This window comes from Terrisphaera buseokensis, assembly GCF_047521145.2.
In the GTDB taxonomy this organism is placed as follows: domain Bacteria; phylum Verrucomicrobiota; class Verrucomicrobiia; order Opitutales; family Opitutaceae; genus ER46.
On sequence record NZ_CM134186.1, the window covers coordinates 1,647,192 to 1,662,965 of the forward strand.

At 66.7% G+C, this 15,774-nt stretch carries 15 protein-coding genes; 8 read left to right on the forward strand and 7 right to left on the reverse strand.

The genetic code is table 11. The features are described 5' to 3' along the window. Positions 1-143 precede the first annotated feature (143 nt). Positions 144-710 carry a hypothetical protein gene (locus ACLJEU_RS05995; RefSeq protein ID WP_414663584.1) on the forward strand — a complete coding sequence of 189 codons (567 nt, stop codon included), beginning with the start codon at positions 144-146 and terminating at the stop codon, positions 708-710. 19 nt (positions 711-729) lie between these two features. Continuing rightward, positions 730-1,500, forward strand: coding sequence for an endonuclease/exonuclease/phosphatase family protein (locus tag ACLJEU_RS06000; RefSeq protein ID WP_414663585.1), 771 nt, complete (start codon positions 730-732; stop codon positions 1,498-1,500). Positions 1,501-1,535: 35 nt separating this feature from the next. On the opposite strand, the gene ACLJEU_RS06005 is transcribed toward ACLJEU_RS06000, so the two are convergent. Beyond that, complete coding sequence (locus ACLJEU_RS06005) at positions 1,536-1,820, reverse strand: hypothetical protein (protein ID WP_414663586.1); 285 nt, start codon at positions 1,818-1,820, stop codon at positions 1,536-1,538. Between the two features lie 218 nt (positions 1,821-2,038). Continuing rightward, positions 2,039-3,631 (reverse strand): ComEC/Rec2 family competence protein, encoded by a 1,593-nt coding sequence (locus ACLJEU_RS06010; RefSeq protein ID WP_414663587.1) that lies wholly within the window; start codon positions 3,629-3,631, stop codon positions 2,039-2,041. Positions 3,632-4,020: 389 nt separating this feature from the next. Between ACLJEU_RS06010 and ACLJEU_RS06015 the strand changes: the two genes are divergently transcribed. Next, complete coding sequence (locus tag ACLJEU_RS06015) at positions 4,021-5,409, forward strand: replication-associated recombination protein A (protein WP_414663588.1); 1,389 nt, start codon at positions 4,021-4,023, stop codon at positions 5,407-5,409. A 183-nt stretch (positions 5,410-5,592) separates the two neighbouring features. On the opposite strand, the gene can is transcribed toward ACLJEU_RS06015, so the two are convergent. Next, complete coding sequence (can, locus tag ACLJEU_RS06020; protein WP_414663589.1) at positions 5,593-6,237, reverse strand: carbonate dehydratase; 645 nt, start codon at positions 6,235-6,237, stop codon at positions 5,593-5,595. Positions 6,238-6,362: 125 nt separating this feature from the next. Here can and ACLJEU_RS06025 point away from each other — a divergent pair, with 125 nt between their 5' ends. From ACLJEU_RS06025 to ftsY, 5 genes are all read left to right on the forward strand, one after another. Further along, positions 6,363-6,902: a hypothetical protein gene (locus tag ACLJEU_RS06025; RefSeq protein ID WP_414663590.1), complete on the forward strand. Its 540-nt coding sequence runs from the start codon at positions 6,363-6,365 to the stop codon at positions 6,900-6,902. Positions 6,903-7,075: 173 nt separating this feature from the next. Beyond that, positions 7,076-8,179 carry a 3,4-dihydroxy-2-butanone-4-phosphate synthase gene (gene ribB / locus ACLJEU_RS06030; protein WP_414663591.1) on the forward strand — a complete coding sequence of 368 codons (1,104 nt, stop codon included), beginning with the start codon at positions 7,076-7,078 and terminating at the stop codon, positions 8,177-8,179. Positions 8,180-8,391: 212 nt separating this feature from the next. Beyond that, complete coding sequence (gene ribH, locus ACLJEU_RS06035; protein WP_414663592.1) at positions 8,392-8,865, forward strand: 6,7-dimethyl-8-ribityllumazine synthase; 474 nt, start codon at positions 8,392-8,394, stop codon at positions 8,863-8,865. After that, complete coding sequence (nusB, locus tag ACLJEU_RS06040; protein ID WP_414663593.1) at positions 8,862-9,305, forward strand: transcription antitermination factor NusB; 444 nt, start codon at positions 8,862-8,864, stop codon at positions 9,303-9,305. The genes ribH and nusB overlap by 4 nt, the downstream gene beginning before the upstream one ends. 88 nt (positions 9,306-9,393) lie before the next feature. Next, the gene (gene ftsY, locus ACLJEU_RS06045) at positions 9,394-10,362 is read left to right on the forward strand and encodes a signal recognition particle-docking protein FtsY (protein WP_414663594.1); all 969 of its coding nucleotides are present in this window, start codon (positions 9,394-9,396) and stop codon (positions 10,360-10,362) included. 276 nt (positions 10,363-10,638) lie between these two features. On the opposite strand, the gene ACLJEU_RS06050 is transcribed toward ftsY, so the two are convergent. From ACLJEU_RS06050 to modB, 4 genes are all read right to left on the reverse strand, one after another. Next, the gene (locus ACLJEU_RS06050) at positions 10,639-12,810 is read right to left on the reverse strand and encodes a TonB-dependent receptor (RefSeq protein ID WP_414663595.1); all 2,172 of its coding nucleotides are present in this window, start codon (positions 12,808-12,810) and stop codon (positions 10,639-10,641) included. A gap of 91 nt (positions 12,811-12,901) precedes the next feature. Then, complete coding sequence (locus ACLJEU_RS06055; RefSeq protein WP_414663596.1) at positions 12,902-13,255, reverse strand: hypothetical protein; 354 nt, start codon at positions 13,253-13,255, stop codon at positions 12,902-12,904. A gap of 78 nt (positions 13,256-13,333) precedes the next feature. Next, on the reverse strand, positions 13,334-14,863 hold the full coding sequence (locus ACLJEU_RS06060) for a hypothetical protein (RefSeq protein ID WP_414663597.1): 1,530 nt from the start codon (positions 14,861-14,863) through the stop codon (positions 13,334-13,336). Positions 14,864-14,880: 17 nt separating this feature from the next. Continuing rightward, positions 14,881-15,576, reverse strand: coding sequence for a molybdate ABC transporter permease subunit (gene modB / locus ACLJEU_RS06065; RefSeq protein WP_414663598.1), 696 nt, complete (start codon positions 15,574-15,576; stop codon positions 14,881-14,883). Positions 15,577-15,774 lie beyond the last annotated feature (198 nt).

Sequence of the window (15,774 nt, forward strand, 5' to 3'; positions counted from 1 at the left end):
GCTGCGTTCGCGGTCGGCCTGAAAGGGAAACAGCAGGCGGGACGTCTGCGCTCCCGGGGTGGAATTGGGCACCTCTGATGCGGTCGTGCCGATTATTGCATTGCCGGAAACTTCGCTCACGCCCTTGCTCGTGGCGCTCCGCAATGAAGCCTTCCGGCCTTCCACTTTTGGCGATCCTCGGCGTCGGCTTTTCCACCGGCTTATCCGCCGATGCGACCAGTCCCGTCGACTACACGCAGCGGAATGATCCGTATGCTCCGTCGTCTGGCGTGACGCCAAAGAAACAGGCACCGGAAACCAACACGACCGTGCAGGAGAAACGCGTGGACAAGACCGTGATCGAACGGAAGGTCGCGCCGGTGGGCGAGCGCCGTTCCCCGCTCGATGTCACGGAAACGCGGGAAAAGCAGGTGCGCGAGAAGGACTCGCGCCGCCCGGAAAAAATCGAGCAGCCTGTCAGCGCGTATAATCACCGCCCGGCCGCCATTTCTACGGAAGCGGACACAAAGAAGCCGCCGACCGTCGCGAAGTACCAGGACAGCATCGCGGCCGCGAGCGCGACGAACATGGCGCGGTTTCCCGCCGTCGATCGCGCCACCACGGCCAAGGTGAACCGCTTTGTGTTTCGCAAGAATCCCTCCGAGTCGTCCTCGGTTGCAGGCAGCAGTCCCGTGATCCCGGCGGCGGGCGGAGGCGTGCTGCAAAAGTGACCGCGCTGCCGCGCCCCTGATGAGCCAATTCCGCGTTCTCCAGTTCAACATGCAGTTCGGCCAGATCTGGGATGAGACGTATCCCGACCGCGCGCCGGTGCGATTGGAGGAGACGCTGGCCGAGATCCGGCGGCACGACGCCGACCTCATTCTGCTGCAGGAAGTCGAGCAGGCCAAACCGGGTGGCGAGCAAACGCAGCCGCCGCCGAACTACACGCGGTTGAAGCGCGAGCTTACTGCCTACGACAGCTGGTTCAGCTACCCGAAAGCGGACCCGCGCGAGCTGCCGTTTGGCATCGGGCTCGCGATCTTTTCCCGCACGCCGTTGCGCGATCTCTTCCGGCTCGACCTGCCGTCACCGCCGATCGAATTCGAGTTCTTCGGCAAGAAGATGACGCCGACCGACCGCCTGCTGATCGGCGCGAAGACCACGGTGATCGGCCGCGAGCTGCAGCTGTTCAACACCCACCTGCTCGCGTTCTTCATGCTCGGGTCGAGCAGCACCACGAATCCGTTTCAGCGCAACCTCGTGGCCGAGCAGCTCGCGAAGTCCACCGGGCCGACCATTCTCACCGGTGACTTCAATGTCAGCCAGCACGGTTCGCTCGTGAAACAGTTTGCCGCGCGCGGCTTCGCGACGGTGCAGGATTCGGCCATCACGTGGCGGCGGCGTCCCTTCGTCCTCGATCACATCTTCTACAACCCGGCGCTGCGGTGCGTCGGTCACCGCGTCCGACCCACGCCCGCGAGCGATCACCACGCGCTGACGGCGGATTTCGAATTCGTCTGAGCCAGGTCGGACCGTGGGAACGATTGGTCTGAATCCTACTTCCCGCGGCGGACGCGTTCCTTCTCGGCGTCGCGATCCTCCTCGATGCGGGAACGTTCGCTGGCCAGCTGCTGCTTGATCTTCTCGGCGTCCTCGAATTTCTGCGCGGCGAGGGCCTCATCGAGCTGCTTCTTCAGGAAGATTTCGCGCTCGGCCAGCTTGCCCTTGTACACGCGGTCGATCTCACCGAGCCGGGATTTCTGCTCCGCCGTCAGCGGCGTGGACCCGGAAGGATCCGATTTGGCGAGACGCTCCATCGCGAGTTCGTAGGCGCTTTTCATGAGGAAGGGTTAAACGACGAAACCCGCCGACGGGCGAGTGGAAAGGTGAACGGTGGCTGCCCGTTGTCGGGGGGAGCCTGGGACCGCGACCGCCCTCGGTCGCAGATGCTCGGCGGCGACCGGGGGCGGTCGCGGTCCCAGGGAATCGTCAATCGCATCATACCAATCGCTCGTAGCCACGATCGATCCACAAGTCCAAAAGCAAGGAGCGATTGGCATCAGCCGTACGTGACCCCGATCGCGAGCACGAGCGCCACCACCGCAAACGGCGGCCACCACCCGCCTCGCGCCCGCCGCCAGCCCAACGCGTAACCAGCCATCAACGTAACCAGCAACACGACGAGCGTGACGGGACCGATCCACGGCGCGGCGAAGCGCGCGGGCAGAAACGCTCCCGGCACGTGCACGCACGCGCGCACCACACCCTCGATCGCCCAGAGTACGATGGCTGCGGCGTGGTTGAAGAGTGCCGCCAGCGCGCTTCCGCCCAGCAAGCCAAAGAGCAGCGTCGCGAAGCCGCCCAAGGTCACCACCACCGCCGCCGGAATCAGGATGAGGTTGGCGAAGAGCGCGCCGGGCGTGAGCAGGCGGAAGAACTGCAGGCCCGTGACGAGACTCACCAGCGTCGTCGCGAGCCCGATCGCGAGTGCCGTCGCCGTGGTGCGCCACGCCAAATCCAACGCGTGCTGCCAGCGCGCCCAGGTGACTTTCGGGACGTCCCGCAAGGGACTCCAGCGTTCGAGCCAGGCTTCGCCAAGCGGCAGGCCGAGCACGATCAAGGCTGCGACGATCGCGTAGCTCATCAGGAAGCTCGCGCTGAACAGTTGCAGTGGCGCGACGATCAGCACGACGAGGGCGGAGAGCGTCAACGCGGCGAGCGGGTTGGCCGGACGATGCAGCACGCCGGCGGTCTGCAGGAACACGGCCATCGCGAACGCCCGCACGGCGGACGGCGACGCGCCGGTGATGTCGACAAACAGCCACAGGATCGCGGATCCCACGGCGAGCCGGGCCCATGGCGGCAGCCGCGCGAGCAGGAGCAGCGCATGCAGCGCGCTCGCGATCACGCCGATGTTCAGCCCGCTGATCGCGAAGAGATGCATCGTGCCGCTCTGCATGAACAGCGTGTGCTGCTCCTGGCTGAGCTCGTGCACGGAGCCGAGCATCATGGCGCGCAAGAGCCCCGCGAGCGCCGGACGTTTTTTCTCGATGCCGAGACCGAGCAGCCCGCTGCACTGCGCCGCCGCGCGCGCGCAAAACTGATAGTACGCGTGTGCCGGCCGCTCCTGCGCGAGCACGCGCCCGCGGGTCAGCCGGAAATTCATGCCGGCACCCGCCAGGTAACCGTCAAAGGTGTCCGGCGGCGGGCTCAGCGGCAGCGTGACGATCACGCCGATCGCGGCCACCACGGCGCTGCGCGTCGGCGCCACTTCACCGGGACGCAACATGAGCGAAAAATACAGCCGCTGTCCCTTTAGTTCTCGGAGATGATCGTCAACGCGCACCACGGTCGCGAGTCCGGTGGCGCGGCGGGCGTCGGCTTGCACAAACACGCGGTCGATCGTCAGGGAGAGGCTCACCTCCCGCGGCGGCAACGTGTCCCACACGGCCAGCCGCGCTCTTTGGATTACGTACGCCGTGAGGCCGGCACCCGCCATCGCCGTCACCAGCGCGGGCGCCCAGAGTCGCGGTGCCCGCCAGGCGGCGAACACCGCGACGCCGCTGGCGAGCACGGCGACGATTACGGGAGGCGTTGCGGGAAACAGCCCAAAGCTTTTCCCCGCGATCAACCCCGCGATGAAAGGCAGCACCAACCACAGTAAGGGTGCCCGATGTCCGAGACTCCGACTCAGCATGGCGCTGATAGTGCGGCGCCGACGGGCCGCCGCGGAACGTTCGTTTCGACGAAATTCAGGTAGACCTGTCTCGCGCTGGGTCTCGCGGGCAGCCTTGTCCTCTCGTCTTCCAGGAAATGTGGGCGGGTGCCCTCACCCCGCACAACTCGCACGGGCGCCACCTGAATCGCGGGGTGGGGCACGCCGCCCACATTCGATCCAGCCCCACGGGAGCGCCGGCCTCCGGCCCGTATCGGATCGGAGCAGGCGGGACGGCTGCGCTCCCGGAGGTACGACCTCACGGCGACCCTCCCTTGCTCCACTTTTGCTTTGCGGCGCGTTCTGCGCATGTCTGCTTCCTCTGCATGGGTTCCGCCGATCAGCCCGATCTTTTTGGTGACGACGCGCCGCCGCCGGTCTACGCGGCGGCGGCCGAGGCTGCGCCGTCGTTGGCTGCGGACGCATCGCGACGGACGAGCCAGCCGCTCGCGGCGCGGATGCGGCCCCGGCGCTTGAGCGAAGTCGTGGGGCAGTCGCACCTGCTCATGCCGGGCAGCCTGCTGCCGCGACTGGTGGCGCAGAACCGGTTTGGATCGCTGCTGTTCTACGGGCCGCCGGGTTGCGGCAAGACGAGCATCGCGGAGGCGATTGCGCGCGAGACGAACAGCCGCTTCGTGCGCATCAACGCCGTGATGTCGAACGTGGCCGAGCTGCGGCAGATCCTCGCGGCGGCGCGGGCGCGGCCGGAGGCGGCGACGATTCTCTTCATCGACGAGCTGCACCGCTTCAACAAATCGCAACAGGATCTCCTGCTGCCCGACGTGGAGGAGGGAAATGTCCGCCTGATCGGCGCGACCACGCACAACCCCGGTTTCTACGTCAATCCACCGCTGCTTTCGCGCAGCCATTTGTTCCGGCTTGAGCCGCTCGCGACCGACGCGGTGGTCGGCGTCCTCCGCCAGGCGCTCGCCGATGTCGAGCGCGGTCTCGGGGGCCGACACGTGACGGCGGCCGACGGCATGCTGGCCGATCTCGCGGTGCTGTGTGACGGCGACCTGCGGCGCGCGTTGAACTCGCTCGAGGTGCTGGTGCTCGGGTTGCCCGAGGGTGGAGAAATCACGGCGGCGGAGCTCGAGGTGTTCGCGCGCGAACGGCGGATCCGTTATGACGCCGACGAGGACGAGCACTACGATACGATTTCGGCGTACATCAAGAGCTGCCGCGGCAGCGATCCGGATGCGGCGATGTACTGGCTCGCGAAGATGCTCGCGGGAGGCGAGGACCCGCGGTTCATCGCGCGGCGGCTCGTGATTCTGGCCAGCGAGGATGTCGGACTCGCGGATCCGCAGGCATTGCCGCTGACGGTCGCGGCGCATCACGCGGTGGACTTCGTCGGCCTGCCCGAAGCTGAGCTCACGCTCGCGCACGCGACGCTCTACATTGCGACGGCGCCGAAAAGCAATTCCGCCACCGTGGCGTTGGGCGAGGCGCACGCGGCGTTGAAGAGCCAGCCGGTGCAGACGATTCCGTCAGCGTTGCGCAGCAAGACCGGGCAGGCCAACAAGCGCATCGGCCAGGGCAAGGGCTACGACTACTCACACGAGTTCCCCGAGAACATCACCGGGCAGGATTATCTCGAACGTCCGCTCACGCTCTACACGCCCAAGGCGGTCGGTTGGGAACAGAAGATCGCCGATCGCCTCGCGCGCTGGAAGGACCTGAAGGCGCAGCTGCGGGCGAAGCGGGGGAAGTAGGCCCGCACTCCAACGCGCGGCTACAATCTCCAGCACGTGACCACGAGCTCCCACGCGTGGCTACAATCTCCAGCTCGTGGCTACGAGCGCCAGCGAGTTGCGTGACGTCACGATCACAACTCCACTCGCTGGCGCACGTGGCCACGGGGCGGCCCCACGCTCCTTCTTGCCCGCGGTCCGCGCTTACAACGCCGCGAGCGCGGACTCGTAGCTCTTGCGCGACGTTTCGACGCTGGTCGCGGTGCAGTTGAGATCGCGCAGCAGACCGTCCTTCAACCCGTAGATCCAGCCGTGCACGGTCAGCTCCTGATCGCGGAGCCAGGCGTCGCGTACGATGGTGGTGCGACACACATTGCCGACCTGCTCGACCACGTTCAGTTCGCACAGCCGATCGCACCGCTCGGGGCCTTCGCTGGCGAGACACTGCAGCTTTCGCTCGTGCTTGTGCCGCACGTCCTGCACGTGCTGGAGCCAGTTGTCGGCGAGACCGATCCGGTCGCGGTGGAGGGCGGCGTTCACGCCGCTGCAGCCGTAGTGGCCGCACACGATGATGTGCCGGACCTTCAGCACCTCGACGGCGAACTGCATCACCGAAAGGCAGTTCAGGTCGGTATGCACGACGACGTTGGCGATGTTGCGATGGACGAACAGTTCGCCGGGCAACAGATCGACGATTTCGTTGGCCGGCACGCGGCTGTCCGCGCACCCAATCCACAAATACGCGGGCGATTGCTGGCGCGAGAGCTCGACGAAGAAATCCGGGAACCGCCGGCGAATCGAGTCCGCCCAGGCTTTGTTTTTGGCGAAGAGGTGCTCGAGGGTGGGCATGGTAAAGGATGGACCGCGGTTGAAAGCGTTGGCATGGGCCAGCGGGCGTCAAAACGGAACTAAAAACGCCCGTCTGCACCCCGTGCGCCTTGCCGCCGACCGGCGACGGACGTAGGGTGTTGGGTATGAAACTCCTGCTCGCGCTGGTTTGCTCGTTCGTGGTGGCGGCGGCGTCCCGTGCCCAAACGTCGGCACCGCGCGAGGCACCGGTCACGCCGACGAAGGCACCGCGCATTCAATCGCTGGGAGTGACCAAGGTCGCGGCCACCTCGCCGGCCAAGCCGGCGGATCCGGCGAAGAAGGCGGACGCGGCGAAGAAGGACGCGCCCGGCAAGATTGAGGGCATCGAGATTGCCCGGGCCAAGGGCGGATTTCTTGGCGTGCAGATCGTCGATTCGAGTTTCAAGATCACTTTCTACGATGCGAAGAAGAAGCCCGTAGTGGCCGATGTCGTCCGCGCGCTCCTGCGCTGGGATCCGAAGTACAAGGTCGGCCAGGAGCGTCTGGTGTTGAACCGCAGCGAGGACGGCAAGTCGCTCGCGTCGCCCCGCAACATTCGTCCGCCGTACCTGTTCAAGCTGACGATTGTCCTGCTGCAGGAGGCGGCCGGCACCGAGGACGGCACGGCGGCGGGCGAGACGTACGTGATCGATTTCAAGGCGTAGCCGGACCCCGGGAGCGCAGGCCTTCGGCCTGCAGGTTGATTCTGCTGAAGGCAGGCCGGAGGCCTGCGCTCCCGGGGCGTACTTTGGACTTCACGCCCCACGGCGAAGGCGCTCCACCGGCTCCCTCGTTGACACTCCCGGTCGGGCGCGTGACGGTCTCCGCTCATTCCAGCATGAGTGCATCCGATCCCTCGCCCTTCGATTCCGTGGAGTCCACCATTGCGGCCATTGCCGCGGGGCAGCTGGTCATCGTCGCCGACGATGAGAACCGGGAGAATGAGGGCGACTTGATCATGGCGGCCTCGATGGTGACGCCCGAGACGGTCAACATGATGATCCGCTACGGCAGCGGTATCGTGTGCGTGCCGACGGTGGAGCACCAGCTGCGACGCTTCGGCCTCGGGCCGATGGTGGCGCGCAACCGCGAGTCGCACCGCACGGATTTCACGGTGAGCGTCGATGCCGCGGAAGGCATCACGACCGGCATCAGCGCGTACGATCGCACGCGTACCATCAAGCTCCTCGCCGATCCCAACACGCGGCCGGAAGAACTGGTGCAGCCCGGTCATGTTTTCCCGTTGCGGGCCCGCCCGGGCGGCGTGCTCGAGCGTGCCGGGCATACGGAAGCCGCAGTCGATCTCGCGACGCTGGCCGGCCTCCCTCCGATGGGCGTGTTGTGCGAGTTGGTGAACGATGACGGCACCGTGCAACGGCTGCCGCAGCTCCTGGAGTTCAAGCGGAAGTTCGGCCTGAAGATGATTTCGATCGAGGCGCTCATCGAGTACCGCGCGCAGCGCGAGCATCTCGTCGAGCGCGTGACCTCGCAGCCGTTCGACTCGGAGTTCGGCGCCTTTACGTTGCATGTGTTTCGCAGCCAGCTCGACGGCCGGCACCACCTGGCGCTGACGATGGGCACGCTCGGGCCGGAGCCGACGCTCGTGCGCGTGCACAGCGAGAATGTGCTGAGCGATCTTTTCCGCGCCAAGGGCATGCCGGGCCATCACGTGCTGACGGCGTCGCTCGCCGCGGTGGCGAAGGCGGGGCGCGGCGTCGTGCTCTACATGCAGCCGACCAATCCCGGTGAAACCATTGTGCGCTGCCTGGCGGCGAAACCCGGCGAAGCGCCGCCGCCGATGGGGATTCGTGATTACGGCATCGGCGCCCAGATCCTCGTGGCCCTCGGGCTGGGCCGCATCCGGCTGTTGTCGAACAGCACGCGCAAAGTCGTGGGTCTCGACGGTTACGGCCTGGAAATTGTCGAGCAGGTGCCGGTGTAAGGTCACGGCCACGATGGTGGCGTGTGGCAGGGCGTGCCGCGGGGGGACGAATCTTCGCCTCCTGGTGCTGTTTCCTCGCCGCATCGCGCGGGGACCACACGCCCGCTGGGGCGACGATCACGACCGAAATCGAGCGGCCTCTCACGCGGTTGCGCGACGGTTGAAATTCCGGGTTGCTCATTCCGTTTTTGGCCCTGCCAATAGACCCTCCAATGAGTCTGGCCTCTCCAACACCTGGCATCACTGACGGTGCGGCGTTCCGGATCGGAATTGCAGCCGCGCGCTTCAATCCGGAGCTGGTTGATGGCTTGCTGGAACGTTTGGAGGCGTCTTTGCGGACGGCCCGCGTGAAAGCGGGCAACATCACTGTCGTGCGCGTGCCGGGTTCGCACGAAGTGCCGTGGGCGGCGCACGCGCTGGCGGCCAAGGGCGGCTTCGACGTCGTGATCGCGCTCGGTGTGCTGATCGCCGGCGACACCAAGCACCACGAGATGGTGGGCGAGAGTGTCTCGCACGCGCTGCAGCGCGTGGCGATCGACACGCGCGTGCCGATGATCAACGGCGTGATCGTGGCCAATTCGCTGGCGCAGGCGCGGGCCCGTTGCGTGGGAAAAATCAACCGCGGAGCCGAGTTTGCGGCGGCGGCGTTGGAGATGGCGGCGTTGAAACGGAGCCTTTCGCGATGAGTAAAACCCAGTTTGTCCAACGCCGCGACGGTCGCGTGGCCGCCCTCCAGTTTCTCTACGCCTGGAGCCTGAACGCTCCGAAGAATCTCACGGACGATCTCCGGACGTTTTTCGAAGGCTGCGACGAGCCGCGCGAGCACTACGCCTTCGGCGAGGAAGTGATCCACGGGGTGATCGAGCATTGCGCGGACATCGATTCCCAGATCAAGGCGCTGGCGCACAACTGGGAGTTCGAGCGAATCGCGAAGATCGACCTCGCGATTCTGCGGGTCGCGATGTTCGAGATGATCTATCGCAAGGACATCCCGCCGGTCGTCTCGATCAACGAGGCGATCGATCTGTCGAAACAGTTTTCCAACGCCGACGCCAAGCGCTTCATCAACGGCATCCTCGACCGGCTCAAGGGCCAGCTCGGCCGCGATGCACGCAAGGCCGAGTGAATTCAACCTCCCGCGAATCACGCGGATGAACGCGAATCGGTTGGATTTTTATTCGGGCCGATTCGTGTGATTCGCGGGCGCTTTATCGATGTTCGGACTCTTCAAGAAATTCAAAGACGGTCTCGCGAAAACCGTCTCGGCAATCGCCACCAAGACCCGCGGCCTGTTCGGCGGGCGGAAAATCGACGCAGCCTCGCTCGAGGAACTCGAGGAGGCGCTCTACACGGCCGACTTCGGCGTCGAGACGACCAACGAGATCCTGGCCGAGATCAAGCAGGCCTACGGCAAGGACAAGAATCTACAAGGACGCCAGGCCGCCGAGATCGGCGTGGCGGTGTTGAAGCGCGTGCTCGCCGGCGCGGAAGGGGTGCTGGAAGTGGGGCCGGTGACCGGCTCCGGAGCGGCTTCGGCGCGGGGTGAGGGCACCCCGCCTACAGCCAATCCGATCGTCATCGCGATGATTGGCGTGAACGGTTCCGGCAAGACCACGACCTCGGCGAAGCTTGCGTGGAAACTCAAGCAGGAGGGCCGCACGGTCACGCTCGCGGCGTGCGACACGTTTCGCGCCGCGGCGGTGGAGCAGTTGAAGACGTGGGCCACGCGGCTCAATCTCGACATTGTCGCCAGCCACACGGGCGCGGATTCGGCGGCCGTGGCCTTCGATGCCTGGCGCGCCGCGAAATCGCGCGGCAGCAACTATCTCATCGTCGACACCGCGGGCCGGTTGCACACGAAGACCAACTTGATGGAGGAGCTCGCGAAGATTCGCCGCGTGTTGCAGAAGAACGATCCCGCCGCGCCCCAGCATCGCTGGCTCGTGGTCGACGGTTCGCTCGGCGTGAATTCGATCGAGCAGGCGAAAGTGTTTCACCAGAGCTTCGGTCTGACCGGACTGGTCGTGACGAAGCTCGACGGTACGAGCCGCGGCGGTGCGATCGTGGGCATCTACCGGCAGCTGAAGATTCCGATCTATTTCCTCGGCCTAGGCGAACAAGCCGAAGACCTGCAACCCTTCAGCGCCGAGAACTACGCGAAAGCGGTCTTCGGGCTGGAGTGAACGGCGGGAGTTTTAATACCAATCGCTCCTTGCTTTTGGACTTCTGGATCGATCGTGGCTACGAGCGCCAGCGATTGGCCGTTCGGCCAATCGCTGGCGCTCGTAGCCACGGCTGAAGTCCAAAGGCAAAGGGCGATTGGTATAAGGCGGGGCGCCCGCGAATCACGCGGATGGGCGCGAATTAAGCCAAATAGCAAACCTGGCGGAGCCGGGATCATTCACCGCCGGCTCCCCTGGATTTATTCGCGTGGATGAGCGTGATTCGCGGGCTGTTGCTCAGAATGTCAGGCGCACGCCCGCGGTGACGCTCCGTCCGGGCAGCGGCGCGAGCTCCTTGACGAAGGACGGATGCGGGCGCGCCTCCTCGTTGGCGAGATTGCTGCCGCGCACAAAGACGTCCCAGCGCGTCGCTCCGAAGGTCAGCGTCCGGCTGACGTACGCACTCACGAGCGTGTAGCCGTCGCTGGTGGTTTCGTTGGCGGCGACCCGATTCTGTTTCATGATCCACTGCGCGTCCGCCCCAGCTGACCAGCCTTCGTGCGCCCAAGCGAGGCCGGTCGTGAACCGGGCAGCCGGAATGCGGGGCAGGGGGCGCGAGCCTTCGCGGGCGCGGGTGAAATCCGCCGCCAGCCGCAGGTCGAGCTGCCAGTCGCGCTGATCGTGCAGATGCCAGAGCGTCTCCAGTTCGGCGCCCCAGAAACGGGCGTTGTGCTGCCGATACTGATACACCGGCAGTCCGCCCTCGGCTGCGTCCGCCGCGGGACTGTCCGGCGGGACAAAACTCCAGGTGTCGCCGCTCTCCACCGCGACGAGCCCCGTCGGCTGCTCGAAGATGTAGCCGTTGAAACGATTCGCGTAGACCGTGATCGCGCCGGTCACGAAACCCGTGCGCCGGCGCAGGCTGGCCTCGAGGCCGAGCGATCGTTCCGGGCTGAGGGCCGCGTCGCCGATCTCGAACGCCTGCGTGCCGGCGTGCGGACCGTTGGCAAACAACTCCTGCGCGTTCGGCGCGCGTCCGGTGCGCGTGAGCGACACGGCGATCGCGTGCGTGGCGTCGAGTTTCCACACGGCCCCGAGTGAGCCGCTGAGCTCTTCGTCGCGCCGTGAGCGTCCGCCTTCCGGCGCGATGCGGGTGCGTTCAAAGCGTCCGCCGAATTGCCAGCTGATGGCTCCCTGCGTGACTTCCTCAAACGCAAACAGCGCGTCGCTGCGCGTCTCCGAGGGCGGCAGGAACGCTTCGTCGCCCACCGCGCTGAAATCGCTGCGCGACGACTGTAGTCCGACCGCCCCGTTCCACGGTTTGCCGTCGCCGTGCAGCAGTTCCAGTCGCGCATCGTAGCCGCGGTTGGAGAAGAGCGTGCCAATCGCGCCGTCCGGCTCGATCTCCGCATGCCGGTAACGCGCGTGGCCGAACTTGAGTTTCGCGCCGCGCAGGAAACCGGTGTCGCCGTGCCACTCGGCCTGCACGTCCGTGCGGCGCTGGCGCAGATCGATGCGCACCCCCGCGGCGTCGCCGGGAGCGGCTTCGTGGCTGTGTCCGGGCACGCCGTAGAGGGAATTGAAGCCGCTGGTGCTCGCGCCGACGTGAAACGTTTCGCTGACAAACGACACCCCGGCGGCGGCGCTTTCTGAATCGAGTCCGCTGTTCGGCAGCCGATCGCGCGCGAAGTCCGGCGTCGGTTCGCCGTGAGCCCGCGCTTCCGCCGTTTCCGCGGCACGGATGCTGGCGCTTTCGGCGAAGCCCGGGATGCGGACGTCGTCCGCCGACCGGCGAAAGCCGTCGAGATGGAAAACGATCGCCCGGCCCGCATCGGGTTTGACCGCGAAGTCGACCACGCCGCCGCGGGCGAGTTCGTTGGCCCCGCTCCCGAATCGCACCTCCGCACCGCCGCGCACGGTCTCGGCGGGCAGATCGGTTTCGATGCGATGGGTGATCACATTGACCACGCCGCCGACGGCGTTGCTGCCGTAGAGCAGCGAGGCGGGGCCGCGGACGATTTCGATGCGTTCGACGAGGAACGGCTCGACGCTCACGGCGTGATCCGGACTCGCCACGGAGGCGTCGAGGGTGCCCACACTGTTTTCCAGGAGCCGGATGCGGTCGCCGCCGAGACCGCGAATGATCGGCCGGCTGGCGCCCGGACCAAACGACGTGGCGCTCATGCCCGCCTCGGCCGAGAGCGTTTCCCCGAGCGAGGATTGCTGTTTCAACCGGAGCGCGGCGCCGCCGAGGACGGTCGTGGATTGCGCGAGATCGATCTGATTGCGCGCGAACGGCGTCGCGGAAGTGACGAACTGATCGAGCGTCACGGTGCCGCCGGCGTGGGTGGACGCGGCGGGCGTGTGCGAGTGGGCCGGCGGTGCGGCCGGGGCGGTTTGGGCGCGCGCGGCGGCGGTCAGCAGCAGCGCGCAGAAGGAGGACGCGGAAAGACGGAGAAAGACGGACATGGTGAGTTTGGATTCATGGAACGGATACACGCATGCTCACCCCCACGGGGGCGGCATGCCTACCTGCGCTGCGAGGATGCAACGCGACGACTCAGCTCAATCCACTCACCGGCGGTCCGCGTTCCGGCTGTCGCAGGTAACGCGGGGAAACCAAAAATACGTCCGCCGCCGTGACGGGCGAAACACCCTGCGGCACGATCGTCGGGGGCGTGATGGCCAGCGGACCGACCGGCAGCGAGACGCCGCCGGCAAACAGGACAACCGCGCAGGTGTCCTCTGTGCTGGCATGATCGTGATGATGACCATGTCCGTCGTCATGCAGCAACCCGTGCGCGACGGGACTCGCCGCGAACACCGTCAGCGCGAACACCATTGCCGCGCACCCGCTCGCGATCAGCCGACGAAGTCGGTCGGCACGGAAGGCGTGGAGGAGGCGGGCGGACATGGTGCGGGTCGGACTGTCGCGATTATGCCCGAGTCGTCAAGTGGCAGGCGTGTCGCGGGGCCTCGCACGTGTCCCGGTTCACTTCTCCACCGGCGCGGCGCCGATCAGACGCACGCTGAACAACACCCACTGTCCCGCGCGGCGCTCGAAGCGGCCGAGGAACGGCCGACCGGCGGCGTCGGCCGGCAGCATGACATCAGGCGCGAGGACGAACTCACGCGTGCCTTCGTCGAGCATGCCCGGCACCTCATAGTGGGTGACGCGCAGCATCTGCGCGGGCGAGACGGCGGCGAGAATCCGGCCGCGCAACGCAAAGCCCTGCAGGTCGTCGCTGCCGCCCGAGCAATCGCAGGCCTTTTCCGCCTCCACGAGTTCGCCCTCGGGCACCGTCACGAGGAGCGTCTGCACCGCGGGTTGCTGATCGCGCTCGAAGGACACCACGAGTTGGGCGACAGTTTTTCCGCCCGCGTAGTCCTGCACGAGGGCGAGCCGGGGCTGGCCGATGATGCGGCCCGCGGTTGGGGACGTAAGCGCGACGGGTTCGGTGGTGACGAAGTCCGGCGTGACCCGCCGCAACCAGATCCCGCCGTCCGCGTCGACCCACGTGACCAGCATTGCGCCATCGTGTAACAGCGCGGTGGAGACGCGGCCGGCGGCCTTCGTCTCGCTGATGCGCAGTGGCACCAGAAAACGTGATCCGGCGTCGGGTGAGAGCGAGGCGAGCACGCGCGGATCGCCGTCGGCGGCGGTGAACCATGCTGCCGCCACCCGGCCGCCATCGCTCGCCAGGTGCGGACCGTCGTTCGGACAAGCGGCCACGCGCCAGCCGTCGTCGTGCACCGCGTGTGACTCTTCCCAGCGGTCGTGATGGATCCGCGCCGCCCGGATATCGCGAACGTCTCCCGCCGTGCGCCCGCGATAGCCCACGAGCGCGGATCCGTTCGGAAACGCGGTGATCGTGATCGGACAGTCGCCGCACGCCGCGGCGTCGATGAGTTGGACCGGACCCGTCGTGCCGACGATGCGGCCAACGATCCGTGCCGGGCCGACAGTGTCTCCCGCGGAACGTCCATCATTCCACACGGCAAGGACGCGGCCGTCCGCCAGAGTCGCGAGCGCAACGGCTCCACGGGCGTTGCCCGCCGTGGTCAGCGCGGCGGGCGGGCTCCAGGTGCGGCCGCGATCGGAGGTCTGACTGAAAGAGTGCGCAACGGTTCCGGTGGCGGGCGTCGCAGGCCCGGCGGCGGCGCCTGCCGCCGGACTCAGGGCGGAGCTCGCGGGCCACACGACGGTGGCGTCGCCGCGTTCCCCGACGCTCACTGCCGGCAGAGCGCTCGCGCGGTGGTGGGCGGCGACGTTGGCTGCAACCGTGCCCGGCGCGCTCCACCGGCCCGTGGCGCGATCGAGGGTGGCAAACCGCAACGTGGCTCCGCCGACAGCGGGTTCAAGCCACGTGAGCCACGCGGTGCCGTCCGGATGAGCCGCGAGCGTGGGACTGAAGGCATTGGGCGCGGCCGGCGTGGACACGGCTTCAAAGCGAATGGTCGGCGCGTCGGCCGCAGACAGCATGGCCGTGAGCAGGAGAAGCGCGGAGAGAAAAGAGCGCATGCGGCGGAAACGTTCGATCAGGTGCGGCGGCGTTGCAACAGGGTCACGGCCAGCAGGAGGAAAAACGACAGCACGAGCAGGGTGGCGGCAAACGCGTGCGCCTGCGGATAGGCGAGCGCCTGGACGTCATCGTACAACGCGATGCTGGCCACCTTGGTGACGCCGGGGATCGAGCCGCCGATCATCAACACGACGCCGAATTCACCGAGGGTGTGCGCAAAGCCCAGCGTGAGTCCGGCCGCGATCCCCCGCCACGCGAGCGGTGCGTGCAGCCGTATAAACACGCGCGCGGGAGTGGCGCCGAGCGCCGTGCCGGCGTCGAGCAGTTCGCGGGGCACGGCCCGGAGCGCGGCTTGGAACGGCTGCACGGCGAAGGGCAGCGAGTAGAACACGGACGCGATCACCAGCCCGGTGAACGAAAACGCGAGCGAGCCGCCCGTGACATCGCGCCACCAACTGCCGGGCGCGTGATTCGGGGAGAACGCGACGAGCAGATAGAAGCCGATCACGGTTGGCGGGAGGACGATCGGCAGGGCGACCAGCGTTTCCAGCACCGTGCCGACGCGGGAACGGGTGGCATTGAGCCACTGCGCGAGGGGCAGCCCCACGACCCCGAGCACGAGCGTCGTAATCGTCGCCAGGCGCAGTGTGAGCCACAGCGACTGCCAAAGCGCCGGCGGCAGACCGAGAAAACTGGAAGCGGTGTCAGGCAAAACGGGTAAGGTGGGTTTCTAACTCACCGGCGAGTGGGAACGAGGAAGAAGTTTCGCGCTGCGAAGCAATCCGAACCAGGCAGTCAATCCAGGTGCCCACGGAACACACGGAATACACGGAAAATCAGAGCTCAGAGTTCCGTGTATTCCGTGTGTTCCGTGGGCACCCCTCCGTGGCATTAGCCCAAGCGGTATCCG

Bases quoted from the DNA above. Each gene is read 5' to 3' on its own strand.
- ACLJEU_RS06000 (WP_414663585.1), top strand. From the start codon at position 730: ATGAGCCAATTCCGCGTTCTCCAGTTCAACATGCAGTTCGGCCAGATC.
- ribB (WP_414663591.1), top strand. From the start codon at position 7,076: ATGAGTGCATCCGATCCCTCGCCCTTCGATTCCGTGGAGTCCACCATT.
- ACLJEU_RS06060 (WP_414663597.1), bottom strand. From the start codon at position 14,863: ATGCGCTCTTTTCTCTCCGCGCTTCTCCTGCTCACGGCCATGCTGTCT.
- ACLJEU_RS06005 (WP_414663586.1), bottom strand. From the start codon at position 1,820: ATGAAAAGCGCCTACGAACTCGCGATGGAGCGTCTCGCCAAATCGGAT.
- nusB (WP_414663593.1), top strand. From the start codon at position 8,862: ATGAGTAAAACCCAGTTTGTCCAACGCCGCGACGGTCGCGTGGCCGCC.
- ACLJEU_RS06055 (WP_414663596.1), bottom strand. From the start codon at position 13,255: ATGTCCGCCCGCCTCCTCCACGCCTTCCGTGCCGACCGACTTCGTCGG.
- ACLJEU_RS06025 (WP_414663590.1), top strand. From the start codon at position 6,363: ATGAAACTCCTGCTCGCGCTGGTTTGCTCGTTCGTGGTGGCGGCGGCG.
- ACLJEU_RS06050 (WP_414663595.1), bottom strand. From the start codon at position 12,810: ATGTCCGTCTTTCTCCGTCTTTCCGCGTCCTCCTTCTGCGCGCTGCTG.
- ribH (WP_414663592.1), top strand. From the start codon at position 8,392: ATGAGTCTGGCCTCTCCAACACCTGGCATCACTGACGGTGCGGCGTTC.
- can (WP_414663589.1), bottom strand. From the start codon at position 6,237: ATGCCCACCCTCGAGCACCTCTTCGCCAAAAACAAAGCCTGGGCGGAC.
- ACLJEU_RS05995 (WP_414663584.1), top strand. From the start codon at position 144: ATGAAGCCTTCCGGCCTTCCACTTTTGGCGATCCTCGGCGTCGGCTTT.
- ftsY (WP_414663594.1), top strand. From the start codon at position 9,394: ATGTTCGGACTCTTCAAGAAATTCAAAGACGGTCTCGCGAAAACCGTC.
- ACLJEU_RS06015 (WP_414663588.1), top strand. From the start codon at position 4,021: ATGGGTTCCGCCGATCAGCCCGATCTTTTTGGTGACGACGCGCCGCCG.